This window comes from Qipengyuania pacifica (assembly GCF_019711555.1).
Classification (GTDB): Bacteria; Pseudomonadota; Alphaproteobacteria; order Sphingomonadales; family Sphingomonadaceae; genus Qipengyuania; species Qipengyuania pacifica.
This window is the reverse complement of record NZ_JAIGNQ010000003.1, coordinates 281729-304658: the sequence shown is the minus strand read 5'-3', so window position 1 is coordinate 304658 and position 22930 is coordinate 281729. Positions and strand designations below refer to the sequence as shown.

Genomic DNA, 22930 nt, shown 5'->3' with positions numbered 1-22930 from the left:
GCTTTAGAGGTCAAGACCCGCGCCCAAGTAATGATGCATGCCGATCCCCCGAATTCGCGCGATGTCACGGCGCTCGAAAGCCTGGAAGGCGCGCTCGACTGGTGGCGCGAGGCTGGCGTCGATGCCGATTTTCTGGACGAGCCGAGTGGCTGGCTGATCGAGCCGGAGGCCGACGATGCCGTAACGGCTCCTCCTCCGCCCGCACCGCCCCCGGTACAGCGCAAGACCCCGCTGCAACGCGCGCTCGAACAGGGCGAAGGTGCGGCCACACAGATCGATCGCTCTGCTCTTCCCGATACGCTCGAAAAATTTCGCGAATGGTGGATGTCGGAAGCTTCGCTGGCGGATGGCGCGCTCGATCGGCGCGTTCCCCCGCGGGGCGTGGCAGGCGCGAAGCTGATGCTGCTGCTGCCCCAGCCCTTCGATGACGATGCCGAAGGACTGCTGACGGGCGGCGCCGCCAAATTCGTCGATGCCATGCTCGCGGCAATGGGCATAGGCCAGCACGAAGCCTACATCGCCAGCGCCCTTCCTGCCCCAATGGCCCTGCCCGATTGGGGTCAGCTTGCAGGTGCCGGTCTGGGCGAAATCGTCAGGGCCCATATCGCGCTCGCCGCCCCGCAGCGCGTGATCCTGTTCGGACGCGCGCAACTCGCGCTGTTCGGCAAGACGCCCGAAGATGCGCGCGATCCCCTTTCGCTGGACTGTGACGGCAAGATCTACCCCCTGCTCGCCGCCCCTGACCTGCGCAACCTTGCCCGCTCGGCCGCCCGGCGGGAAACTTTCTGGAACCGATGGCTGGACTGGACTTGATGACCCTTCGCATTTTCGCCGCCGCCGCTTTGGCCGCCACCACCTCCCTCCACGCGGCCCCGGCCCTTGCGCAGGGGAGCGTGGAATATTTCACCCGGTCGCACGCAGCTTCCCTCCCGCAACTCCTCTCGCAGGACGACCGCGCCTATTACGGCTCGCTGTTCGAAGCGATCGACAGCCAGAACTGGGACAGGGTCGAGGTCATGCTGGCCAGTCGCGATGACGGCCCGCTCCACGGCGCGGCACTGGCGACCTATTACCTCCATCCGCAAAGTCCGCGCATCGAACTGCCGCGCATCGAAAGCTGGCTGTCGCGCTATTCCGCGCTGCCGCAGGCGGAATCCATCGTCCGCCTTGGCCAGACGCGCGGGCTCGTGAACCCGCCCTATCTGCGCCCGGCACGGAATCTCGTCCGCCAGCCCGGGTCGACCAAGCGTATCCGGCCCAGTTCGGTCAACGACGGTACGATGCCGGAAAGCGTGAAGGCCGCGATCCTCGAACGCATCACGAATGACGATCCGAATGGTGCCCGCCTGCTGCTGGACGGTGTGGATGCCACGCTGTCGCGCGATGCGCGGGCGGAATGGCGCTACCGCGTCGCTTTCAGCTACTACATCGAAAATCAGGACGCGCAGGCCTGGGCCATGGCGGATACGACCCGCGATGGCGGCAGTGGTGCCTGGGTCGCCGAAGGCGATTGGGTCGCCGGGCTCGCCGCATGGCGGCTGGGCGATTGCGACAAGGCCGCAGAAGCCTTCCAGCGCAGCGCGTCCGGCTCCGCCAATCCCGAACTGACCGCAGCGGCGCATTACTGGGCCAGCCGGTCTTTCATCCGCTGCCGCTTCCCTGAAAAGGCTGCCGAACAATTGCGCGGCGCAGCGCGCTTCCCGGAAACCCTCTACGGCATGCTGGCCCACGAACAGATGGGGCGCGACCTTCCGCGGACCCACGCCTTGCCCGACCTGACTCAAGCCGACTGGGAACATCTGCGCCAGGAAGATGCAGTCCGGCAGGCCGTCATGCTGGCGGAAGTGGGGCGGCGCGATGCAGCGGCGGACGATCTCGTCTGGCTGGTCCGCACGGGCGACCCGAAAGATTACGGCGCATTGTCGCGGCTCTCGCGTGCGCTGGGCCTCACAGGTGCGCAGACCTTCATGGCCTATAATGCCCCGCGCGGCGAAGGGGCACATCCCAGCCTGCGCTATCCGGTCACCTTCCGCGCACCGGTGGGTGGATGGCGCGTGGACCCTGCCCTCGCCTTCGCCCATGCCTTGCAGGAATCGAACTTTCGCGAAACCGTGGTCAGCCCGGCCGGTGCCATCGGGTTGATGCAGATCATGCCGATCACCCAGCGGGAATATGCCGCATCGATCAATATGAGCTCGGGCGCGGATCTGAAGGATCCGGCCGTCAATCTCGCCTTCGGCCAGCGCACGCTGGAATCCCTCAATTCGTCCAATTTTACGCAGGGCAAGCTGCCCAAGGTCATGGCGGCTTACAATGCCGGGCCCACGCCGGTTTCGCGCTGGGAAAGTGAAATCCGCGATCAGGGCGATCCGCTGCTCTACATGGAAAGCATCCCCTATTGGGAAACGCGCGGCTACGTCGCCATCGTGATGCGCAATTACTGGATGTATCTGCGCCAGGCGGATGCCGATGCGCCAAGCAGGGTCGATCTGGCCGAAAACGACTGGCCCATGTTTCCGCGGGCCAGGTAAGGAACACGCTTATGCCAATCGACGAAAGCCGCACCTTCAAGCCAGTGCGTATCGCGCTGCTGACCGTATCCGACACGCGCACCTCGGCCGATGACACGTCGGGCGATATTCTTGCCCGGCGCATTGCAGATGCTGGCCACGAACTCGCCGATCGCGATATCAGCCGCGACGATGTGAACCAGCTCGCCGCGCACCTTCATCGCTGGATCGACGACGAACAGATCGATTGCATCATCACCACCGGCGGCACCGGCCTCACCGGCCGCGACGTCACGCCGGAAGCGCTCGACAAGGTCAAGAGCAAGGACATTCCCGGTTTCGGCGAACTGTTCCGTTGGATCAGTTACGAAACCATCGGCACCAGCACCGTCCAGAGCCGCGCCTGCGCCGTGCTCGCCCGCGGCACCTATATCTTCGCCCTGCCCGGCTCGAACGGCGCAGTGAAAGACGGCTGGGACCGCATCCTTGCGCACCAGCTCGACAGTCGCCACCGTCCCTGCAACTTCGTCGAACTGATGCCCCGCCTCCGGGAAAGATAGCCTCCGCCTTTTGCAAGCAGCGGGGGGCGACCCGGCAACCCATGATGCCGCCACCGATCGGCAAGCCAAACCTCTGCAAGAATTCATTTTCCTACTCGGCCCCGCCTGCATAACAGACCTGATTCGCTTCCATTCCCGACAGGAGACGCGGATCATGACCGACATTACCGAACCCTTTGCCCATGTCCCGGCGCGCGGCTGGACGCCCGAACTGAAGGCGCGCTTTCTCGACCGGCTGGCGGCTCACGGGAATGCCCGCGCCGCCTGCCGCGCGGTCGATCTCTCCGCCGAAGCGGCCTATCGCCTGCGTCGCCGCGATCCGTTCTTCGCTCGTGGCTGGGCCGCTGCGCTGGTCTTGGCGCGGGAAAACGGGGTTCAGGCTCTGGCAGAACGCGCCATCGAAGGGGTGGAAGAACAGATCTATTATCGCGGGGAGCTCGTCGGCACGCGCCGGCGCTACGATGCGCGGCTTTTGCTGGCACATCTTGCACGCCTCGACGCCATGGTAGGCGACAATGCGGCCTGCGCCGATGCCGGTCGCTTCGACGAATTGCTGAACTGCGTTGCCACCGGCGAACTGGCCCTGCCGCCCGTGCGCAAGGATGCTGTCGCCGCGGCAGGCGATGAAGCTCGCCGCAATCATCGCGAGAAAGAGCTCGAGGTGTTCTACGGCGCGGCGGAGGACGACGATCAGGACGACGACGAGAGCGGTTGGACCGTCAGCGAAAGCAGCGCTGAATTCCTGGGTGGTCTCGATGACGAATGCGACGAAGTGGCCGCACAGGCCCGGGAAGACGCGGGGCACGAATGGGATCGCCGGCTTGTCGACACCTTCGACACTGTCGATGCCGTGTGTGGATGGCCCGCCTCGCCGACCGCTCCCGGACTGCCCACCAGGGTCCGGCAGCCACGCGTCGATCCTTCCGCTCTTGCGCAGATGATGACGCTGGCATGCCAGACGGCCGATCGACCCGCTAGTGAACCTTTGGCCTCGGCACGCCCCAGGACCCTGTCAACTGTGTCAACCTGTGCCGTCTCGCGAATGCTTGTGCGCTGCTCGTCGCACCGGGCCGCACCGCAACCCCGCTCACCCTTCGGAGCGCCGCGGACAGATGCGCGGAGATAGCTGCCAAGGCTTGCGAAAACAGACTGGCGAAGCTTTTTTGTTCGCTGTATGTTCTGCCTCATGGAACGTCGTCTTGAACCAGCGATTCCCGGACGCGGCGCACAGGGCGCCGATGTGCCGACACGCTTCGGCCTCGCCACGCGCGAGGTGGATGGCGACTGGCGCGATCATATGGAAACGCTGGACGGGCCGCCGGTCAAGCTGCGTACTCAGGTGACCGAAGAACGTCCCCGCACGATCCTCAGCTTCAATCAATCGCCCGATATTGCGTTTGATCGGTCCGTGAACGCTTACCGGGGTTGTGAACATGGCTGCGTCTATTGTTTTGCCAGGCCGACGCATGCCTATCACGATCTGTCTCCCGGTCTGGACTTCGAAACCAAGCTGTTCGCCAAGCCCAATGCCGCTGAAATCCTGCGGGCCACTCTGGCCAAGGCGAAATATCGGCCGCGGCCCATCGCCATGGGGACGAATACCGATCCCTACCAGCCGATCGAGCGGGATTATCGCATCACGCGCGAGGTGCTCGAAGTCTGTCTCGATGCTCGTCACCCCGTGACGATAACAACCAAATCGGATCGTGTTTGCGACGATCTGGATCTGCTTCGTGCTATGGCCGAACAGAGGCTGGTTGCGGTCGCAATATCGGTAACCAGCCTCGACCCCAGGCTATCGGCCAAACTGGAACCACGTGCGGCGGCCCCGGCGAAGCGTCTGGCGGCCCTCGCCAAACTCGCCGAAGCGGGCATACCCGTCCATTGTTCGATCGCTCCCGTGATCCCGGCGATCACCGATGAATTCATGGAAGACATCGTTCAGCGCGCGGGCCAGCTCGGCATCGGCAGCGTCGGCTGGATACCCCTGCGCCTCCCGCACGAAGTCGCGCCCCTCTTCCGGGAATGGCTCTCGGTCCATTTTCCGGAACGCGGCGACAAGGTGATGAACATCGTCCGCTCGATCCGTGCCAAGGACGGGCAGGCGCGGGACAACGATCCCGACTTCTTCACCCGCATGAAACCCACCGGTGTCTGGGCCGATCTATTCCGCGCCAGGTTCCGCCTCGCCTGCAAACGCGCAGGCGTGGGCAAATCGAAATTCGAACTGGACTGCACCCGGTTCCGCCCACCGGCCGTCGGCGGTCAGTTGCGGTTGTTATGAGTTTTCGAGCGGCTTTGTCTCGAAGTCCGGGTACCCGCGACGGAAGCAGCGTTGATTCTCGCGCAAGCGCCGCAAAGGAACTTGATGGACTTTCGCCAGGTTAACTCCTGCCAATTCCTTTTCTTCGACCTGAAGACACTGCTGGAACAACTCGCGCATAAGCTTACCGTCGAAATAAACCATTCGCCAGAATTCACCTTCGGAAACTTTGGCCATTTCAATGCTTTTACCGTGTTCGAACAGACTTTCCGCAATCGCGCCCTGATAAAATAACGAGATGTCGGAATGCACAAGCCGCCAATTCAAACAGCGATCCGAACTACCTTCCCAGCATTCGTTCTCGCTGTCATCGAAGATATTCTCTGCCACCAGAACGCAGTGCTCAGATCGCTCGGCATGCGTCCAAGCCACGTCGCGCGAACAGTTCAGCGCATTCTCCCGGAGTTCTTGCAAATCCTCTGGAACATCCAACCCTACCCTTTCTGCTCCCCCGTCACAGGCAACGACGGTCGCAAGGAAGATAAGGGGACCAACTTTTCTATTCAAAACCCCTCGCCCATCGCTCCCGGCTTGAAGCGAACCAGCCTGCTGTCGGCCAGCGCAGCAGTGCGATTGACCACGGCCTTCTGATACTCGGGGTCCTTGATCATCTCGAAGAACGCGGCCGCACTGGGATATTGCGCGATAAAGCCATCGTGCCAATGCATCGCTTCCGGCCCGGTCAGCACCGCTTCAAACGCCCCGCGCCAGACGATTTCGCCGCCGACCCGTCGGAAAATCGGGCCGCTGGTCTTGCCATACTCCTTGTAGGCCCGGCGTCCGCTCCAGTCCTTGCCGGCATTGTCATGGCCTTCGGGATATTCCGCCTGATCCCGGTACTGCAGCAGGTTCAGCATATGGATCGGCTGATCGCGCGGCAGGTCCTTGAATGCTTCGAAATTGGTCTTGCTCGGGTCGATATAACTTTGCGTCATGGTCCGTCCTCCTCAGCCCAGCGTATAGTCGCTGAAGCGTTCGCGCAGGTCTTTCTTGCTGATCTTGCCGGTGGCGGTGTGCGGGATGTCGTCGACGAATTCGACCGCATCGGGCAGCCACCATTTGGCGACCTTGTCGGTAAGGAATGCGGTCACGTCCTCGGCACTGCATTCCGCGCCGGATTTCCTGACCACGAACAGAACGGGCCGCTCGTCCCACTTGGGATGGGGCATGCCGATAGCCGCCGCTTCCGCCACGGCCGGATGGCCCACCGCTGCATTTTCGAGTTCCACCGAGCTGATCCATTCGCCGCCGGACTTAATAACGTCCTTCGTGCGGTCGGTAATCTGCATCGTCCCATCGGGATGCAGGATCGCCACATCGCCAGTGTCGAACCAGCCGTCCGCATCGGTCGCGTCCTCTTCCGCCTTGAAATAGCGCTTGATGATCCATGGCCCACGTATCTGGAGCGCCCCGCTGGCTTCGCCATCGCGCGGAAGAACGGTCGACCGGTCGTCCAGATCGACCGTACGCAGTTCGACGCCGAAGATCGGCCGCCCCTGCTTCATCGTCTTTTCCACCTTCTCCTCGAAGGTCAGTTCGTCCCAGTTCGCCGTTGGACCGCCGACCGTCCCGATAGGCGAAGTCTCGGTCATTCCCCATGCGTGCTGCACGCGCGTACCGTTCTTCATCAGCCGTTCGATCATGAACCGCGGCGCAGCGGAACCGCCGATCGTCGCCGATTTGAGCTTGGGCAGATCCTTGCCCTCCGCATCGCAATACTGGAATGTCGCCAGCCAGACGGTCGGCACACCTGCGCTGTCGGTCACGCCCTCACGATCCATCAGGTCGCACAGCACCGCCGGGTCGTTCACGGCGGAAAAGACGAACTTGATCCCCGCCATCGCCCCCGAATAGGGCAGGCCCCAGCTGGCGGCGTGAAACATCGGGACCACCGGCAGCATGACGGACGATCCGCTGAAATTGAATGCGCTGGTCTGCAGCCCGGCCATCGCGTGCAGCAGCGTGGAACGATGTTCGTACTGAACACCCTTGGGATTGCCGGTGGTGCCGCTGGTGTAACAGATCATGCAGGGATCGCGTTCGTCCCCCTCGACCCATTCGAACTCGCCGTCCTGCTCGCCAATCCAGTCTTCGAAACTGGTCGTATGCTCGCCGCTGTCGAAGCAGATGTAATGTTCGACCGTCGGCCATTTGTCGCGCATCTTGTCGATGATCGGCTGGAACGCCGCGTCATAGATCATGACTTTGTCTTCGGCATGATTGACGATGTATTCGAGCTGGTCTTCGAACAACCGCGGATTGCAGGTGTGGAGCACCCCGCCCATGCCCGCCACGCCGAACCAGCTCACCAGATGGCGGGAATGGTTCATCGCGAGGCTTGCCACCCGATCGCCTTTCGTCAGACCAAGCGCCAACAGCGCCTGAGCCATCTTCCGCGCGTCCAGATGGATGCCCGCCCAGTCCGTCCGCGTTTCGGTGCCATCGGCCCAGTGGGTCACGATTTCGCGACCGGATGCTTCCCGAGCCGCATGATCGATCACATGCGATATTCGCATGCTCCAGTCCTGCATCGCACCAAACGCCATAAACTCTCCTCTCACCCGTCGGTTCGACCGTCAGGCAACGAGGCGCAAGTTTGCCTTTCCTCGTCGCGCGGTCAGTTGCACCTTGGCAAGGCCGGGCACACTTGCCAAGCGTTCGGCAAGGTCCCCATCGATAGAAAATGCCCGTCCAAGGCGCATGACGGGCGGCGCCACATCGCCGGTGAGCAGCGTAGCCATCACTTCATCGCCCCCTGCCCCGTCTTCACCGAGTTCGATTGCCAACTGGTTCAGCGCGTCGACGCTTTCTACCTCGAGCGTCAGCAACATCGCCATGCTTCCCCGGACGGCATCAAGCGGGACGGCATGCCGCACGGTTATGCGGGGCGGCTCATCGGGGCTCGGACTGTCGAGCTCCACATCGAGCTTCACGCAGGTTTGCTTGTCCGCCCATTCAAGGAATCTGTCGACCAGACCTTCTTCGAAGCAGGCGGCGCTGAACTGGCCTGAGCTATCGGAAAAGTCCGCGCGGATAAACGGCTTGCCGCGCTTGGTAGTGCCTTTACTGGCCCCTTCGACCTGCACCGCCATCACGGCGGTCATCCGTCCGCCACCGGGAACGCCCCCCGCGATCAGGGATGCGTGCGAGCGGGCGCCCTGCGCGCTGGAAATTTCCCGATAGACCGCCGTGGCATGTTCCTTGAAAGAAAACCCCATGTTCTCTTTCTCACGGTGACGCGCTTCACTGAGCGACCAGTCCTCGACTTCCTTGAGGCGCAATGTATCCTCGACCGGCGCGGCCTCGCCTCCGAACAAGCCACCCTGCCCGCTCGACCGCTCGCGCTCCGCGGCATCGGCCACTGCCAAAAGCATGTCGGCATTGGCGAACAGCTTGGCGCGGTTCGGTTCGAATTCGTCGAGTGCCCCGGCACTGATCAACGCCTCCAGCTGGCGAGAATTCATGGAGCCCTTGGGCAGACGCTCGAACAAATCTTTGAGGCTTTTGAAACGCCCTGCAGCCTCGCGCTCGTCGACGATCGCTTCCATAGCTCGCTCGCCGACGTTGCGTATGCCAGCCAATGCATAACGCACTGCATAACCGTCATCGGTCTGCTCGACCGAATACTCCGCTTCCGAATAGTTCAGCGACGGCGGCAACACCTTGATGCCGCTGCGCCGAGCATCGTCGACGAAGATCGCCAGCTTTTCGGATTGATGCATGTCGAAGCACATCGAAGCGGCGTAGAATTCTTCAGGATAGTGCGCCTTCAGCCAAGCCGTCTGATAGGCAAGCAACGCATACGCTGCGGCGTGAGACTTGTTGAAACCATAGCCCGCGAACTTGTCGATCAAGTCGAACAGCGCGTTGGCCTCGCCCTTGTCGATAGCGGATACTCTCTTGCAGCCATCAACGAAACGTTCGCGCTGCGCATCCATTTCGGCCTGAACCTTCTTACCCATTGCGCGGCGCAGAAGGTCGGCGTCGCCCAAGGAATATCCTGCAAGGATCTGCGCGGCCTGCATAACCTGTTCCTGGTAAACGAAGATCCCGTAGGTTTCGGCCAGAATGCCTTCCAGCTTGGCATGCGGATATTCGATTTCCACCTGACCGGCCTTGCGCTTGCCGAACAGCGGAATGTTATCCATCGGGCCCGGACGATATAGCGAAACAAGCGCGATGATGTCGCCGAAATTGGTCGGCTTTACCGCCGTCAGCGTACGGCGCATGCCTTCCGATTCAAGCTGGAAAACGCCCACCGTATTGCCGCTCTTCATGAGCTCGTAGACCTTTGCGTCATCGAGCGGCAGAAGCGAAAGATCGATCTCGATGTCACGCCGTTTGAGCAGGTCGGTGGCCTTCTTGAGAACCGACAGCGTCTTGAGACCGAGAAAGTCGAATTTGACGAGGCCGGAGCTTTCGACATTCTTCATGTCGTATTGCGTAACCGGCATGTCCGACCGCGGGTCGCGATAAAGCGGCACCAGCTGGGCAAGCGGTCGATCACCGATCACCACGCCTGCGGCATGGGTCGAACTGTTACGAGGAAAGCCCTCGAGCTGCATCGCGAGATCGACGAGGCGCTTCACCTCATTGTCGTTGTCGTATTCCCGTTTGAAATCGGCGGCCCCGTTCAGCGCCCTTGGCAGCGTCCAAGGGTCGGTCGGATGGTTCGGCACCATCTTGCAAAGGCGATCCACGTGCCCATAGCTCATCTGCAGGATGCGGCCGGTGTCGCGCAGAACGGCGCGCGCCTTCAGTTTACCGAAAGTGATGATCTGAGCGACGTGATCGTGGCCGTATTTCTGCTGGACATAACGGATCACCTCGCCCCGCCGCGTTTCGCAGAAGTCGATATCGAAGTCGGGCATCGAAACGCGTTCGGGGTTGAGAAAACGTTCAAACAGCAGACCGAGCTGGATTGGATCGAGATCCGTGATGGTCAAAGCCCATGCGACGAGGCTACCCGCACCCGAACCACGTCCCGGGCCCACAGGAATATCGTGGTCCTTGGCCCATTTTATGAAGTCGGCAACGATCAGGAAGTAGCCCGGAAAGCCCATCTGATTGATGATATCGACTTCGAATTTCAGGCGATCGAAATAAATCTTTCGTTGGTCTTCGGACATCTCGCCATACGGTTCGAGACGCGCTTCTAGACCCCTGTGGGCATCTTCCGCCAACATGCGCGCCTCGCCTTCGAGGTCACCTGCAAGGCTGGGCAGGATCGGCTTGCGGTATGGCGGGGCATAGGCACAGCGTTGCGCCACAACGAGCGTGTTCTGAACAGCCTCCGGCAGATCGTCAAAAGCCTCGTCCATCATGTGATAGGTTTTCACATAGCTTTCCGGGTTCGACTTCGTCCGTTCGTCGGCGTCGATATGCGTGGATCCGGCAATGCACAGCATGGCATCATGCGCCTTATGCATATGCGGTTCTGCAAAATTTGCGGGGTTCGTGGCGACCAGAGGGAGGTCACGGCCGTAGGCCAACTCGACCAGCGCTGCCTCTGCCCGCTCTTCCACGTCGTTACCACGGCGAGCCAACTCGATGTAAAGCCGTTCGGGAAACAACTCCTGAAGTTTTTGCAGCAGGATCTCTGCGTGGCTCTGCTGTCCCTCGGCAAGAAGCTTCGTCAGCGCGCCCTCGCTTGCCCCGCTGAATGCTATGAGCCCACCGGTGCGGCCACCAAGATCGGTCAGGCGGACATGGGGTTCGAACTCGAGCGGACGTTCCAGATGGGCGCGGCTGACGAGATGACAGAGATTGTCGTAGCCCTGCTCGTCCTGCGCGTAGAGTGGCAGGTAGTCGACCTGCTTCCCTTCGCTATCCCGCGCAACACCAAGAAGGGTCCCGATGATCGGCTGGATGCCTTCCGCCTTGCAGGCGTTCGCGAACATGACTGCGCCGTAGAGGCCGTTGCGATCGGCGATTGCAATCGCGGGAAAGCCGCGTTCCTTGGCCAATTTGGCCATCGCCTTCGGGTCGATCGCACCCTCCAGCATGGTGTAGGCGGAGAGGATGCGGAAAGGGACGAAGGGCTTGAACGACATGCACTGCAATATGCGTATTGCACGCGCGATTCACCAGTCACTTCCGGCCTCACTTCTCCACAGCTCACCGAAAGATCAGAGGAGCTTCTCGATATCCTTGGCAATCGACTTGGGTGCGTCGGTCGGGGCATATCGTTTCACCACATTGCCCTTTCTGTCGATCAGGAACTTGGTAAAATTCCATTTGATCGCCTTGGACCCCATGAGACCGGGTTTTTCGGCCTTCATCCAATCGAACAAGGGACTCGCGTCGTCGCCATTCACGTCGACTTTCTCCATGAGGGGAAAGGTCAGCCCGAAGTTCACTTTACAGAATTCTGCAATTTCACTCGCGTTGCCCGGTTCCTGTCCACCAAACTGGTTGCACGGAAAGGCAAGCACCTCGAAACCCTGCACCCGGTACTGCTGAAATAGTTCTTCGAGCCCCTCGTACTGAGGTGTGAACCCGCACTTACTCGCGGTGTTCACGACCAGCATGATCTTGCCCAGCTTCTGCCTCAGATCGATCTGTTCGCCCTTGTTATTTACGACGGTGAAGTCCGCGATGGTTGTCATGGCAGGTCAGTCCCTCGAATCTGAATTCATGGTAAAGCCAGGGTAGCGCATTAACCCGGGAAGTCGTCCCGCGCGGCGAGCGCCTCTATCTCAGCCAAATCGAGCCGATGGTCTCCGGCCTTTTGAATGACGAAGCGGCCCCGCTCAGCGGGAGGATAGGCCATCACTTGCGAGACCATCTGGGCCAGAGTGCCTCCGCGCAATCCCTTGCCGCCGTCCAGAATACCCTGGCCGTCTTCGGCGGAATGAATCTCTGCGCGGTCGTCCCACTGCACGCCCTCGCGGTGGGTATCCTCGCCCTTGAATGTACTTGGATGGTCGGTCATCAAAATCTCCTTTCCCGATCAACGAGCAAAGAGCGATGTGGGTCCTCTATTCGAGCAACCCCTCTATTCGAGCAACCCTTCGTGCAATCGAACCACGCGGTCCATCTTCCGGGCCAGGCGTTCGTTATGCGTCGCGATCAGGGCCGCGCTGCCTTCGCCGCGAACGAGCGACAGGAATTCAGCCAAGACCTTGTCCGACGTCTTTTCATCCAGATTGCCAGTCGGCTCATCCGCGAGCACCAGATCCGGCTTGTTCGCAAGACCTCTGGCTACGGCCACGCGCTGCTGCTCCCCGCCCGAAAGCTGGCTGGGGCGATGGTCGAGCCGATGGCCCAACCCAAGCGCAATCAACAATTGTTCCGAGCGCGCTTCTGCTTCGGCGCGCGGGGTGCCCGCAACCAGTTGCGGCAGGATCACATTCTCACGCGCATCGAAATCGGGCAGCAAATGGTGGAACTGATAGACGAACCCCAGATGTTCGCGGCGAAGCACGGTGCGCGCGCGCGAATCTGATTTCTCGGCAGATTGACCGCCGATCACGATCTCGCCGCCAAAGCCGCCTTCGAGCAAGCCAACAGCCTGCAACAGGGTCGACTTACCCGAACCCGAAGGGCCAAGAAGGGCTACAATCTCGCCGGGCATAATCGCCAGATCGACCCCGCACAGAACGTCAATCTTTACGCCGCCCTGCTGGAAGCTGCGTGTCAGTCTTTTAAGTTCGACAACTGGTTCCACACCGCGCCTATTCATAACGGAGCACCTGTACCGGATCGGTACTTGCGGCCTTCCATGCAGGGTAAAGGGTTGCAAGGAAGCTCAGCAGAAGCGCGAGCAGCACAATCATGCCGACCTCCATACCGTCTATCTTGGAAGGGATTGTCGTCAGAAAACGATACTGCGGGTCCCAGAGGTTTTGCCCTGTCAGCGCACCGATGACCTCGACGATCTGTTTGCGTCCGGCAAGTATCAGGAAGCCGAATGCAAGTCCGGCCAATGTCCCGATGGCCCCGATCGTAAAGCCCGTTGTCACGAAAATCTTCATCAGGCTCTGCCTGGTCGCGCCCATGGTGCGCATGATAGCGATGTCCCGGGTCTTTGCGCGAACCAGCATGACGAGGCTGGAAAGAATGTTGAATGCCGCAACCAAGACCATGAAACTCAATGCGAACGCCATTGCGGCTCGCTCCACCTGCAAGGCCTCGAACAGGGTCGCGTTTATGGTCTTCCAGTCCGATACCACCGCACGTCCCTGGAGCGAACGCTGTACAGGGGCAAGGATTTCGCCGACCTTGTCGGCATCGTTGACGGTGACCTCGATCATCTGAACGGTATCGCCGAGTAGCAGGAGCGTTTGCGCGTCCTGCATCGGCATGACCACGAAGGCCCCGTCGTAGTCGTAAACGCCGACTTCGAAGATTGCGGCCACTTCGTAACCGACCTGTCTGGGCAGTGTGCCAAATGGAGTGGAACGTCCTTGCGGATTGATGACGGTAATGGTGTCGCCGACGCGCGCACCGATATTTTCCGCGAGGCGAATGCCGATGGCGACCTTCCGCGCTCCAGGCGCAAGCTCATCGATATTGCCGCTCACGACCTTGGACGACAGATTGCGGATGTCCTGCGGGGTGTTGCCGCGCACCAGAATCGCCTCGACCCTTCCGTTGAAACTGGTCAAGAGGGGCTGTTCGATAAGAGGCGAGGCACGCACCACGCCCGGTGTCTGCCGCACTTCCTGAAGGATGTTTTCCCAATCGTCCATGCGCCCGCCGTAGGCCTGAACGATGGCATGGCCATTGAGGCCTACGATCTTGTCCAGCAGTTCTGCGCGAAAGCCGTTCATGACGCTCATCACCACGACGAGCATGGCAACAGACAGCATCACGACGCCAATGGAGATGCTTGCGACAAGCGCAATAAATGCCTCGCCCTTGCCCGGAAGCAAGTAGCGTTTGGCGATGGTCCATTCGAAAGGAGAGAGGATCAAGACGTCCCTTGTCTTTGCCTGCAGGTAACAGGCCTGTAGGCAGACGAACCTTTCCGCGCAATGAAATCATGCGGCGGGACAGGTCAACCGTCGCACTGCCCTTGTAATCGACGCGTAACATCGCCATTGGAGCGCGCATCCCGATCAGCCGCGGCAGACAGGCCTTCCGATGAATATTACCCACCCGTTTCTCGACGAGGATGGCGACAAGCTGCGCGAAGAGTGTGGCGTCTTTGGTGCCATCAATGCGACCGATGCCGCTGCCGCTACCGCGCTCGGCCTGCATGCGCTTCAGCACCGCGGTCAGGAAGCTGCCGGCATAACAAGCTTCGACGGCGCCGAATTCTACACGCGCCGCGGCCTCGGCCACGTGGCGGAGAATTTTTCCTCTCAGGAAGCAATCGCCGAATTGCCCGGTACGATGGCCGCAGGGCATGTGCGGTATTCGACGACGGGCGGTTCCGGCCTGCGCAACATTCAGCCGCTGTATGCCGATCTTGCGAGCGGCGGTTTCGCTGTGGCGCATAACGGCAATATTTCCAATGCGGGCATGCTCCGCGAAGATCTCGTCAGGCGTGGGTCGATTTTCCAATCGACCAGCGATACCGAAGTGATCATCCATCTCGTGGCAACCAGTCGTTATCCGACGACGATGGACCGGCTGATCGATGCCCTGCGTCTGCTTGAAGGCGCTTATGCGCTTATCGTCATGACTCCGGAGGGAATGATCGCCTGCCGCGACCCGCTCGGTATCCGTCCTTTGCAGATGGGCCGGATGGGCGATGCGACCGTCTTCGCTTCCGAAACAGTCGCCTTCGACGTCGTCGGTGCGCAATTCGTCCGCCAGGTCGAGCCGGGCGAAGTGATCAAGGTGGGTTTCGATGGTAACGTCGATTCGCTGCATCCCTTCGGCAATTACGCCCCGCGGCCTTGCATTTTCGAACATGTCTATTTCAGCCGTCCTGATTCCGTGTTCGACGGGCGCAGCATCTACGAAGCGCGCAAGGCCATCGGCGCAGAGCTCGCTCGGGAAAAGCCGATCGAAGCTGATCTCGTCATTCCCGTGCCCGACAGCGGCGTGCCGGCAGCCATCGGTTATGCGCAGGAATCTGGAATTCCTTTCGAACTCGGGATCATTCGTTCGCACTACGTTGGACGCACCTTCATCCAGCCTAGCGACGGCGCCCGCCATGCTGGCGTCAAACGCAAGCACAATGCCAACCGCGCTCTGGTAGAAGGCAAGCGGATCGTGCTCATCGACGACAGCATCGTCCGTGGCACCACCAGCCTGCAGATCGTGGAGATGATGCGCGATGCCGGAGCTACGGAAGTCCACTTCCGCGTTGCCAGCCCGCCGACGGCACACAGCTGCTTCTATGGTGTCGATACGCCTGAACGCAGCAAGTTGCTGGCAGCCCGCATGGATGTCGAACCCATGCGGGAATTTATCAAGGCTGATAGCCTAGCCTTCGTGTCGATCGACGGGCTTTACCGTGCGGTGGGTGAAAAGCCGCGTAATTCCGCATGCCCGCAATTCTGCGATGCTTGCTTCACGGGCGATTATCCGACCTCGTTGACCGATCTGTCGCGGCGCGAGGATCGGCAGCAGCAGCTTGCGTTCCCGGCGGAGCAGGTCGCCTGATGACCAAACCGATGGAAAATCGCCTCGCTCTGGTAACGGGGGCCAGCAAAGGCATCGGCGCTGCGACCGCCACTGCACTCGCTTCAGCCGGGGCGCATGTGGTCCTCACCGGACGCGATGTCCGCGCTTTGGAAAAGGTGGAAGACTCCATTCATGAAGCCGGTGGCGCTTCGACAATCGCGCCGGTCGATCTGGCTGAAAGTGACGGAATTGCGCGCCTAGCCTCGGCGATCGGCAGCCGGTGGGATAGGCTCGACTATCTTGTTCTGTCAGCAGCTTATCTGCCAACCCTGACACCGGTTACGCAAATCGATGGGAAGCAGTTGAGCCAGGCGCTGACAGTGAACTTCCTTGCCTCCCAAGCACTACTCGCCAATTTCGATCCGCTGTTGAAGCGCGCCGACGCAGGGCGGGTTATAGGCCTTACAAGCAGCGTCGGTGCATCCCCGCGCGCGTACTGGTCCGCCTACGCATCCACCAAGGCCGCGTTTGACAATCTGCTCGAAAGCTATGCGCAGGAGGTCGAGAAGATTTCGAAGGTACGCGTGGCCGTGCTCGATCCTGGCGCGACTCGTACGGAAATGCGCGCGAAGGCTTATCCGGGTGAGGATCCGAAAACGGTAAAGGCGCCCGAAGAGGTTGCAAAGCGCTTGGTCGAGTTACTCGTTAACGATTTCGAGGGCTTCCACCGAGAGCGCGTCGAAGGCTGAATTAACCAGCCGTCCTAACGAATTTGCAACCTTGATACGCGATATTCGATAGTGCGCGTCGCGTACACGCGAGACGTTTCGATTTCGAATTTACCGCGGAAGGGCGAAAGCCATGATCCACCATACACACGACCGCTACTCCTTCGTAGCGCAGGAAGATCGCTGTGCTCCGCGTACGAAGCTCACCATCCCGGGCCAGTTGCGTGCTAGCGGCGGGCGGGCGTTTCAGACCGTTGTGCACGACCTCTCGATTTCGGGGTTTTCGGCGGCAGCACTCAATCGCATGCACGAAGGGCAGCTTTGCTGGCTTACCCTTCCCGGTCTGGAATCGCTGCAGGCGCAGGTTGTCTGGTGGGAAAGCTGCATGGTCGGCTGCGCTTTCAGCGAATTGCTGAGCCCGATTGTCCATGAGTCCATTCTTGCCCGGTATAGCGGCGACGGAGCTTACCGCTCCTACTGACATTCCGCTGCGAGTATAGCGAGTAGCACGTTGGGCGCCCCATCCGATGATCGGACAGGGATCTATCCGAATGGCGAGCGATGACGGCGCGCCCCGAGGCCACCGTCATCATTCTTCGCCGATCTATTCCTCAAGTGCTTCGGTGATTTTTCCAACCAACTCCCGAAATCCTTCTCGGTCGGTTCTGCTGGTCGCGGTCTCCCAGTTGCTCACAACCGCAACGACCAGCTTCTCTTTTGGTACGATCGTAATGGCCTGACCAAAAATACCCTGTGCGCCGTAATTGCCGCCTGGATAAGTCCACCACTGATATCCGTAGCCGAAACCTGGAGCTTGGGGACCAAAGTTGACCAGCGGCGATCCGGCGGTGACAAACCAGCCTTCCGGCACCACACCTTTGCCTCCCTCGAGTGCAAACTGGCCCATTCGCGCATAATCGGCGAGCCGGAGAGAAAGGCAACAACCGCCGATATTTCCGCCGGTCAGATCCTGCATCCAGAATAGGCCACCTTCGAAACCGGCCGGTTCAACGATCTTTTCCGCTGCATAAGCCGCAAGGGACTTGCCAGTCGCCTCTTCCACGATCAGTCCAAGAAGGTTGGTTTCGAGGGTTTTGTAGACCCATTCCTCGCCCGCAGGCGCTTCGCGCTGGAGTGTGCGGGCGTAGGTAACAGCCTGCGATTCGCCAGCTACTGGCGTGATGCCGAGCATCTTGGCAACATCGCTGTCGGGGTCGCTGTAATCCTCGTTCCACGCCACCCCCGAGGTCATCGTCGCGATCTGGCCGACGGTTACGCCTTCATACGCTGTGCCATCGAGGGCCGGAATAATCTGGGTAACGGGAGTATCGATGCTTTCGATAAAGCCATCCTTGATCGCCGCCCCAAGCAGAGTCGATGTGAAGCTCTTTGCAACCGAAAAGCTGGTCCAGCGCCCGCTTGGACCGAAACCAAGACCGTAATCTTCGAACACGATCTTTCCATCTTTCAGCACCATAAACCCGGCAGCGTGACTGCTCGTCATATAGGTTCGAATCGAACTCTGAAGCGTGTCCGGCAAGGTCTGTGTCGAGCGTGGCAAAGGGCGTGGGACGGATGCCGGAGCAACTTCGAGACCGGGGAAGTGCGCCTCCATGTCGCGAAAGGCTTCGGATCGGCGGTCGTCGCTCCAGAACAGTATGGAATCGCTTGGATCCAGGCTCGCCATATGCTCGGGCGTCGACTGCGTGACTGTCGGCGTGTGTTCTGCCGAGCCAAGCATATCGGTATTAGTCGAAACACAGCCGGCCAGCGCCAATGCGGCAGTCGAAATCAAGAGCCGTTTCATTTGTCTTCTCCCTGTTTGACTAGCGTGACCTGGTGCACGTCGATCCCGCCACCGCGAAAACCACCTTCGCAATATTGCAGATAATACCGCCACAGATCGCAGAACCCATCATCAAACCCTTGCGGCAACCGGCCTTCTGCCTGCGCAGCATCGAAGTTGTGACGCCACACCTTCAGCGTTTCGGCGTAGTCCAGACCGAAGTCTTTCTGATCCCGCCACGACAAGCCTCGCTGTTCGGCAAGTTGCCGGAACTCGCTGGTTCTGATGAGAAGACCGCCAGGGAATATATAGGCCTGAATGAAGTCCGCGCTTTTCGCGTAATCTTCGAACAGGTCGTCGCGCATCGAAATGTACTGGATGGCCGCCCGGCCACCCGGTTTCAGATTCCGCGCCACGCAATCCATGAAGGTGGGCCAGTATTCACGCCCAAGCGCTTCGACCATTTCGACGCTGACGATGGCGTCATATTGCCCGGCGGTATCGCGATAATCCTGTTTGCGGAAATCCACTGCGACGTCGTGATGGTGGCGCGCCCATGTCAGTTGCTCATCGGACAAACTGATCGCGGTGACAGAAGCGCCTCGAGAGGCAAGATGCGCGGCGAGCGCACCCCATCCACACCCTATCTCAAGCACTTTCGGAGCGTCGTTGATGCGCGACGCCAGTGCATCCCATTTACGCCGCTGCGCCGGTTCAAGCCCGTCGTCGCGCAACTCGAGAGCGGATGAGTAACTCATCGTCGGGTCGAGCCATGCCTGGTAGAAGTCGTTCCCCAGATCGTAATGCGCGCTGATGTTTTTCTGCGCGCCTTCATGGGTGTTTCGATTGATCAGATGGGCCAGCTTAAGCGCATGGCGAAAAGGGCCCTTGGCGCGCGCCGTATCGCCCAGGCGCCCTGCATGCTGCATGAAAAGCGCGAAGAGCGGAACCGGATCCGGGCTCCACCATTCACCCGCTTCCCAAGCCTGGTACCAGCCGACCGAGCCGTTGCTGGCAAGACGAACGAGAGCGTTCCAGCTGCGCAGCTGGACTTCGCATTCGAAGCCTGGAGTACGGCCGCCGAGGACGCGACGAGTTCCATCCGGCAAAACACCGTAAATTGCACCGGAAGTCAGCGCGGCGTCTATCCGGTCCAGGATCTTGCCGAACCCCGGCGCGGTGATCCTTGCAAGCCAACCGGGCTTGCGCGCAAAACGCTGGGATCCGGAAAGCAGCTCGCGGCCGCGCTGGGTTGTCGGCATGTCCATCGCCGGTCCTATGGCGCGTCCGGCCGTCCCGCTCAAGCATCACTTGGCCGCGCGATATGCCTCCAGTGCCCGTTCGCGCGCCTCCTTGTGACCAATCATCTTGGACGGATAATCTCCCCGCTTTTCATCGGGCGGATCGTGAATACAATCGTCGGACAAGTCACCTAGTTCGAGCACATACTCGCGGATATAATCAGCAGAGTTGAATTTCTCGCTTTGTGTGAGCGGCGCCATGATCCGCACGAACATATTGCTGTCCACCCCGGTACCGGAAATCCACTGCCAGTTGACGCCGTTGTTGCCGTAGTCCGCATCGACGAGACAGTCCCAGAACCATTGTTCTCCGCAACGCCAATCGATCAGCAGGTGTTTCACCAGAAAGCTTGCCGCGATCATCCGGACACGGTTGTGCATCCAGCCGGTCTGCCACAGCTGTCGCATGCCGGCATCGACGATCGGATAACCAGTCATGCCCTTCTGCCAGCATTCCAGATCCTCATCGATCAGGTGCCCCGCGTCCGGGTTGCGCCACAATTTGCGCTCGTCGTAATCGCGGTAACTTTCGCGTGGATAGTCGGGGAATTGATCGATCACGTTCTGCGCATAATCGCGCCAGATCAGTTCCTTCGCAAACGTACGCCATCCGTCGGAGCGCTTATCCTTGAGCTTGTACCACACCTGCGCCGGACTGATCTCGCCCCAGTGGAGGTGCGGCGACAGGCGGGAGGTAATGTCCTGCGAAGGCAGGTTCCGCCCCTCGTCGTAATCGGCCACTTCGTTGGCCCACCAATCGAGCCGATCGTGCGCTGCGGTCTCGCCGAAATCCCAGAAGTCGGTAATCCCGCCCGCCCAGTCTGGCTTTGCGGGCAGCAATTGCCAGTCTTGCAGATCGGGACTGTCCGGCCAGCTATCGGGCGAATGAATCGTGTCTGGTTCCGGCAGAGGATCGCGTGGCGGCATGACGTCAAGCATCGCCTTCGAAAAGGGCGTATAGATCTTGTACGGGCTCCCCGAACCGGTCGTCACACTGCCCGGGGGAAGAAGATAGTTGCCGTCGTAGAGACAGAGCTTGCAATCGTCCCCTAGCGCATCGCGCAGTTCGTCCTCTGCCTCTTTCCACCAGGGTTCGTAATGGCGCATTGCATGGATGCAGGCCGCGCCCACTTCGTCGGCCAACGCGGCGAGCACCTGCGGTGCATCACCCCTTCGCAGCACGATGCGCGAACGATGCGCTCCCAAGCTGCGCGCCAAACTATCGAGCGAGTGATGCAGCCAGACCCTGCTCGCCCCGCCATAGGCATGGTCCCCGGCCCGATCGTCATCCAGAACATAGACCGGGACGACCGGACCGGCTTGGGCGGCGGCGTGGAAAGCGGGCTGATCGGCCAGACGCAAGTCGCGCCGAAGCCACACAATCTGAACAGAACTCATGCCTGCGGAACCCGGATCACGACGCGCTTGTTCCTGACTGCATGAGCGACATCATTCACGATTCCGAGCATCTGGCCGCCGAAACCGTTGTCCTGCCGGAGCGCGGCTTCACGATCGACCGTGGCAAAGCCTTGTTGGCAGCAGCGATGCTGTGGGTCGGCTGGGCGCTCATGGTCTATCTGGTTACACATGCACAGACCGGCGCATTCGATGAGTGGGGCCTTCATCTGTATCGTACCGGCGCCGCCTTGGAACCCATCGGCAGTCCACGCATCCACGAGGCAGTCCGCGACGTGACTTCCCTGGGCGGCATCTTCCTGAGCACTCTGATAGTGATCGGCGCGGTAACGGCATTACTGTTCCTGAGCTTGCGACGCGAGGCGTTCCTGTTCGCGGCGACCGTCTTTCTTGGCTGGATGCTCAACAATGTCATGAAATGGCTGATCGGGCGGCCACGCCCGGAAATCGTGCCACACCTGACCGAGGCTGGCGGCAACAGTTTCCCGAGCGGGCACAGCTTCGGATCGGCCATGATCTATATCGGTATGGCGCTGGCCTTCGCGTCGCTCAGCAACCGGCATTCGGTGCGCTATACACTGGTTGGCGCGGCGATGATCATATCTGCGATGATCGCCTGGAGCCGCGTGATGCTTGGCGTTCACTATCCGAGCGATGTCGTTGCTGGATGGATGGGCGGCGCTGCCTGGGCGTTCACGGCTGCCGCGCTGCTATATCGTCCGGTACGGGCAGTGGCGGATCACGAGTTGGGGGAGCCGAGCCCCCAGACAGTTCGTTGAAATAGCTGCTGCATACCTCCTGCGGCAGCGGAACGGAAAAGCGACCGGCGGCGCGCGGGTCCGTGAACCTCGCATCACGTAAGGTTAGAGACCCGTCGCTGCCCTGCTCGATAAAAGGCGTGCGCGACCAGAACAGAAATGCACCGACCTGGCTGTCGGTCTTCGCCAGTTCCGCCAGTTGACAGGACGGAAGGTATACATCACCCAGACGTTCCACCTTCTGGCTGGCGGACGGCCCCGAAAATTGCGGCAGGATTTCATATCTGCCAGTGGGATCGGGAAAGATGATATCCCTTTGCCAGAATGCGAACGGAACCGGTGAGGCGATCGGCTTGCCATAAGCGACATTGAGATTGCCGAGTTCGCTCATTGAACGCGACGTAGCCCAGTTGCCGCCGATATAGGCCAGTGCGATCACTATCCCCAATTGGGCGGGCCGCATCCAGTTTCCACCCCGCTTCTCACGGCGAAGCGAAAACCACAGGGTGAAGCCCATAAGAGCCCACAACCACACATCGATGATGAACAGCGTATCGCCGTAAAACCAGCGGTGGCTGAAGGGTTCGAGCAGGCGAATGCCGTATGAGTTCAGCCAGTCGAACGCCGGATGCGTCAAGCAACCGATAAGACTGAGCAGATAAAGCCATGTGAAATTCACCGGTCGCCGCGCGGCTGGCCGACTGCCACGCTTTGCCTGCCAGCGATCAAAGCCCCAGAGCAATCCGGCGAGGATAAGTGGCAGAAGCACCAAGGCGGGCGGACCGTGGGTGATACCACGGCGAAAGCCGAGATGTTCGACACCATCGAGCCAGAAAAAACAGGCCGCATCCACATCAGGCAAGTTCGCGCCGATGATCAGTGCGGGCATGGCCAGACCCGTCTTCTTCTTGAGACCTGCCTGACCGAGCAATGCCCCGACCAGGCTGTGCGTCAGATTATCCATCGGCGTTCAGATCAAGATTCGCGGGCATTTTCCCGCCGCAGGTTGACGGAGTTGACACAGTCC

Annotated in this window: 21 protein-coding genes; 9 read left to right on the top strand and 12 right to left on the bottom strand. The window is 60.5% G+C overall.

The features are described from left to right. Positions 1–33 precede the first annotated feature (33 nt). The 5 genes from K3177_RS11190 to K3177_RS11170 all read left to right on the top strand — a co-directional run bounded on the left by K3177_RS11190 (position 34) and on the right by K3177_RS11170 (position 5354). On the top strand, positions 34–813 hold the full coding sequence (locus tag K3177_RS11190; RefSeq protein ID WP_221598322.1) for a uracil-DNA glycosylase family protein: 780 nt from the start codon (positions 34–36) through the stop codon (positions 811–813). After that, complete coding sequence (locus K3177_RS11185) at positions 813–2531, top strand: lytic transglycosylase domain-containing protein (RefSeq protein WP_221598321.1); 1719 nt, start codon at positions 813–815, stop codon at positions 2529–2531. The genes K3177_RS11190 and K3177_RS11185 overlap by 1 nt, the downstream gene beginning before the upstream one ends. Before the next feature lie 11 nt (positions 2532–2542). Further along, positions 2543–3070, top strand: coding sequence for a molybdenum cofactor biosynthesis protein B (gene moaB, locus K3177_RS11180; protein ID WP_221598320.1), 528 nt, complete (start codon positions 2543–2545; stop codon positions 3068–3070). A gap of 154 nt (positions 3071–3224) precedes the next feature. Beyond that, positions 3225–4196, top strand: coding sequence for a hypothetical protein (locus K3177_RS11175; protein WP_221598319.1), 972 nt, complete (start codon positions 3225–3227; stop codon positions 4194–4196). Positions 4197–4256: 60 nt separating this feature from the next. Beyond that, positions 4257–5354 (top strand): PA0069 family radical SAM protein, encoded by a 1098-nt coding sequence (locus K3177_RS11170; protein ID WP_103023830.1) that lies wholly within the window; start codon positions 4257–4259, stop codon positions 5352–5354. Here K3177_RS11170 and K3177_RS11165 read toward each other — a convergent pair. The 8 genes from K3177_RS11165 to K3177_RS11130 all read right to left on the bottom strand — a co-directional run bounded on the left by K3177_RS11165 (position 5349) and on the right by K3177_RS11130 (position 14311). Next, positions 5349–5900 carry a hypothetical protein gene (locus K3177_RS11165; protein ID WP_221598317.1) on the bottom strand — a complete coding sequence of 184 codons (552 nt, stop codon included), beginning with the start codon at positions 5898–5900 and terminating at the stop codon, positions 5349–5351. The genes K3177_RS11170 and K3177_RS11165 overlap by 6 nt on opposite strands. Then, positions 5897–6328: a DUF1330 domain-containing protein gene (locus K3177_RS11160; protein WP_196846027.1), complete on the bottom strand. Its 432-nt coding sequence runs from the start codon at positions 6326–6328 to the stop codon at positions 5897–5899. The genes K3177_RS11165 and K3177_RS11160 overlap by 4 nt, the downstream gene beginning before the upstream one ends. 12 nt (positions 6329–6340) lie before the next feature. Next, on the bottom strand, positions 6341–7939 hold the full coding sequence (locus K3177_RS11155; protein WP_247714430.1) for a long-chain fatty acid--CoA ligase: 1599 nt from the start codon (positions 7937–7939) through the stop codon (positions 6341–6343). 30 nt (positions 7940–7969) lie between these two features. Next, positions 7970–11446 (bottom strand): DNA polymerase III subunit alpha, encoded by a 3477-nt coding sequence (gene dnaE / locus K3177_RS11150; RefSeq protein WP_221598316.1) that lies wholly within the window; start codon positions 11444–11446, stop codon positions 7970–7972. Between the two features lie 75 nt (positions 11447–11521). After that, complete coding sequence (locus K3177_RS11145) at positions 11522–12001, bottom strand: glutathione peroxidase (RefSeq protein ID WP_221598315.1); 480 nt, start codon at positions 11999–12001, stop codon at positions 11522–11524. 50 nt (positions 12002–12051) lie between these two features. Then, positions 12052–12327 carry a hypothetical protein gene (locus tag K3177_RS11140; protein WP_103023710.1) on the bottom strand — a complete coding sequence of 92 codons (276 nt, stop codon included), beginning with the start codon at positions 12325–12327 and terminating at the stop codon, positions 12052–12054. A 63-nt stretch (positions 12328–12390) separates the two neighbouring features. Beyond that, on the bottom strand, positions 12391–13077 hold the full coding sequence (locus K3177_RS11135; RefSeq protein ID WP_221598314.1) for an ABC transporter ATP-binding protein: 687 nt from the start codon (positions 13075–13077) through the stop codon (positions 12391–12393). Beyond that, positions 13070–14311 carry a lipoprotein-releasing ABC transporter permease subunit gene (locus K3177_RS11130; RefSeq protein ID WP_103023708.1) on the bottom strand — a complete coding sequence of 414 codons (1242 nt, stop codon included), beginning with the start codon at positions 14309–14311 and terminating at the stop codon, positions 13070–13072. The genes K3177_RS11135 and K3177_RS11130 overlap by 8 nt, the downstream gene beginning before the upstream one ends. Before the next feature lie 169 nt (positions 14312–14480). Between K3177_RS11130 and purF the strand changes: the two genes are divergently transcribed. From purF to K3177_RS11115, 3 genes are all read left to right on the top strand, one after another. After that, positions 14481–15953 carry an amidophosphoribosyltransferase gene (purF, locus tag K3177_RS11125; protein ID WP_103023707.1) on the top strand — a complete coding sequence of 491 codons (1473 nt, stop codon included), beginning with the start codon at positions 14481–14483 and terminating at the stop codon, positions 15951–15953. Continuing rightward, complete coding sequence (locus tag K3177_RS11120) at positions 15953–16663, top strand: SDR family NAD(P)-dependent oxidoreductase (RefSeq protein WP_221598313.1); 711 nt, start codon at positions 15953–15955, stop codon at positions 16661–16663. Before purF ends, K3177_RS11120 begins: the two co-directional genes overlap by 1 nt. Before the next feature lie 112 nt (positions 16664–16775). Then, positions 16776–17123, top strand: coding sequence for a PilZ domain-containing protein (locus tag K3177_RS11115; protein WP_221598312.1), 348 nt, complete (start codon positions 16776–16778; stop codon positions 17121–17123). Between the two features lie 123 nt (positions 17124–17246). Here the strand turns inward: K3177_RS11115 and K3177_RS11110 are convergent, their stop codons facing one another. Genes K3177_RS11110 through K3177_RS11100 form a run of 3 tightly spaced genes read right to left on the bottom strand, consistent with a single transcriptional unit; the run spans position 17247 to position 21127 of the window. Then, positions 17247–18449 carry a serine hydrolase domain-containing protein gene (locus tag K3177_RS11110; protein WP_221598311.1) on the bottom strand — a complete coding sequence of 401 codons (1203 nt, stop codon included), beginning with the start codon at positions 18447–18449 and terminating at the stop codon, positions 17247–17249. Then, positions 18446–19696: an SAM-dependent methyltransferase gene (locus tag K3177_RS11105; protein ID WP_221598310.1), complete on the bottom strand. Its 1251-nt coding sequence runs from the start codon at positions 19694–19696 to the stop codon at positions 18446–18448. The genes K3177_RS11110 and K3177_RS11105 overlap by 4 nt, the downstream gene beginning before the upstream one ends. Before the next feature lie 39 nt (positions 19697–19735). Then, positions 19736–21127, bottom strand: coding sequence for a cryptochrome/photolyase family protein (locus K3177_RS11100; RefSeq protein ID WP_221598309.1), 1392 nt, complete (start codon positions 21125–21127; stop codon positions 19736–19738). Between the two features lie 41 nt (positions 21128–21168). Between K3177_RS11100 and K3177_RS11095 the strand changes: the two genes are divergently transcribed. After that, a complete protein-coding gene (locus tag K3177_RS11095; RefSeq protein ID WP_221598308.1) occupies positions 21169–21924 on the top strand; it encodes a phosphatase PAP2 family protein in 756 nt (251 codons plus the stop codon). On the opposite strand, the gene K3177_RS11090 is transcribed toward K3177_RS11095, so the two are convergent. Beyond that, a complete protein-coding gene (locus K3177_RS11090) occupies positions 21839–22867 on the bottom strand; it encodes a metal-dependent hydrolase (RefSeq protein WP_221598307.1) in 1029 nt (342 codons plus the stop codon). The two genes, K3177_RS11095 and K3177_RS11090, sit on opposite strands and share 86 nt — an antisense overlap. Positions 22868–22930 lie beyond the last annotated feature (63 nt).

Excerpts from the sequence above, each read along its gene's own strand:
- K3177_RS11105 (WP_221598310.1), bottom strand. The coding sequence starts at position 19,696 with ATGGACATGCCGACAACCCAGCGCGGCCGCGAGCTGCTTTCCGGATCC.
- K3177_RS11140 (WP_103023710.1), bottom strand. The coding sequence starts at position 12,327 with ATGACCGACCATCCAAGTACATTCAAGGGCGAGGATACCCACCGCGAG.
- K3177_RS11170 (WP_103023830.1), top strand. The coding sequence starts at position 4,257 with ATGGAACGTCGTCTTGAACCAGCGATTCCCGGACGCGGCGCACAGGGC.
- K3177_RS11190 (WP_221598322.1), top strand. The coding sequence starts at position 34 with ATGCATGCCGATCCCCCGAATTCGCGCGATGTCACGGCGCTCGAAAGC.
- K3177_RS11185 (WP_221598321.1), top strand. The coding sequence starts at position 813 with ATGACCCTTCGCATTTTCGCCGCCGCCGCTTTGGCCGCCACCACCTCC.
- K3177_RS11135 (WP_221598314.1), bottom strand. The coding sequence starts at position 13,077 with ATGAATAGGCGCGGTGTGGAACCAGTTGTCGAACTTAAAAGACTGACA.
- K3177_RS11145 (WP_221598315.1), bottom strand. The coding sequence starts at position 12,001 with ATGACAACCATCGCGGACTTCACCGTCGTAAATAACAAGGGCGAACAG.
- dnaE (WP_221598316.1), bottom strand. The coding sequence starts at position 11,446 with ATGTCGTTCAAGCCCTTCGTCCCTTTCCGCATCCTCTCCGCCTACACC.
- K3177_RS11120 (WP_221598313.1), top strand. The coding sequence starts at position 15,953 with ATGACCAAACCGATGGAAAATCGCCTCGCTCTGGTAACGGGGGCCAGC.
- K3177_RS11155 (WP_247714430.1), bottom strand. The coding sequence starts at position 7,939 with ATGGCGTTTGGTGCGATGCAGGACTGGAGCATGCGAATATCGCATGTG.
- moaB (WP_221598320.1), top strand. The coding sequence starts at position 2,543 with ATGCCAATCGACGAAAGCCGCACCTTCAAGCCAGTGCGTATCGCGCTG.
- purF (WP_103023707.1), top strand. The coding sequence starts at position 14,481 with ATGAATATTACCCACCCGTTTCTCGACGAGGATGGCGACAAGCTGCGC.
- K3177_RS11110 (WP_221598311.1), bottom strand. The coding sequence starts at position 18,449 with ATGAAACGGCTCTTGATTTCGACTGCCGCATTGGCGCTGGCCGGCTGT.
- K3177_RS11100 (WP_221598309.1), bottom strand. The coding sequence starts at position 21,127 with ATGAGTTCTGTTCAGATTGTGTGGCTTCGGCGCGACTTGCGTCTGGCC.
- K3177_RS11090 (WP_221598307.1), bottom strand. The coding sequence starts at position 22,867 with ATGGATAATCTGACGCACAGCCTGGTCGGGGCATTGCTCGGTCAGGCA.
- K3177_RS11175 (WP_221598319.1), top strand. The coding sequence starts at position 3,225 with ATGACCGACATTACCGAACCCTTTGCCCATGTCCCGGCGCGCGGCTGG.
- K3177_RS11160 (WP_196846027.1), bottom strand. The coding sequence starts at position 6,328 with ATGACGCAAAGTTATATCGACCCGAGCAAGACCAATTTCGAAGCATTC.
- K3177_RS11115 (WP_221598312.1), top strand. The coding sequence starts at position 16,776 with ATGATCCACCATACACACGACCGCTACTCCTTCGTAGCGCAGGAAGAT.
- K3177_RS11095 (WP_221598308.1), top strand. The coding sequence starts at position 21,169 with ATGAGCGACATCATTCACGATTCCGAGCATCTGGCCGCCGAAACCGTT.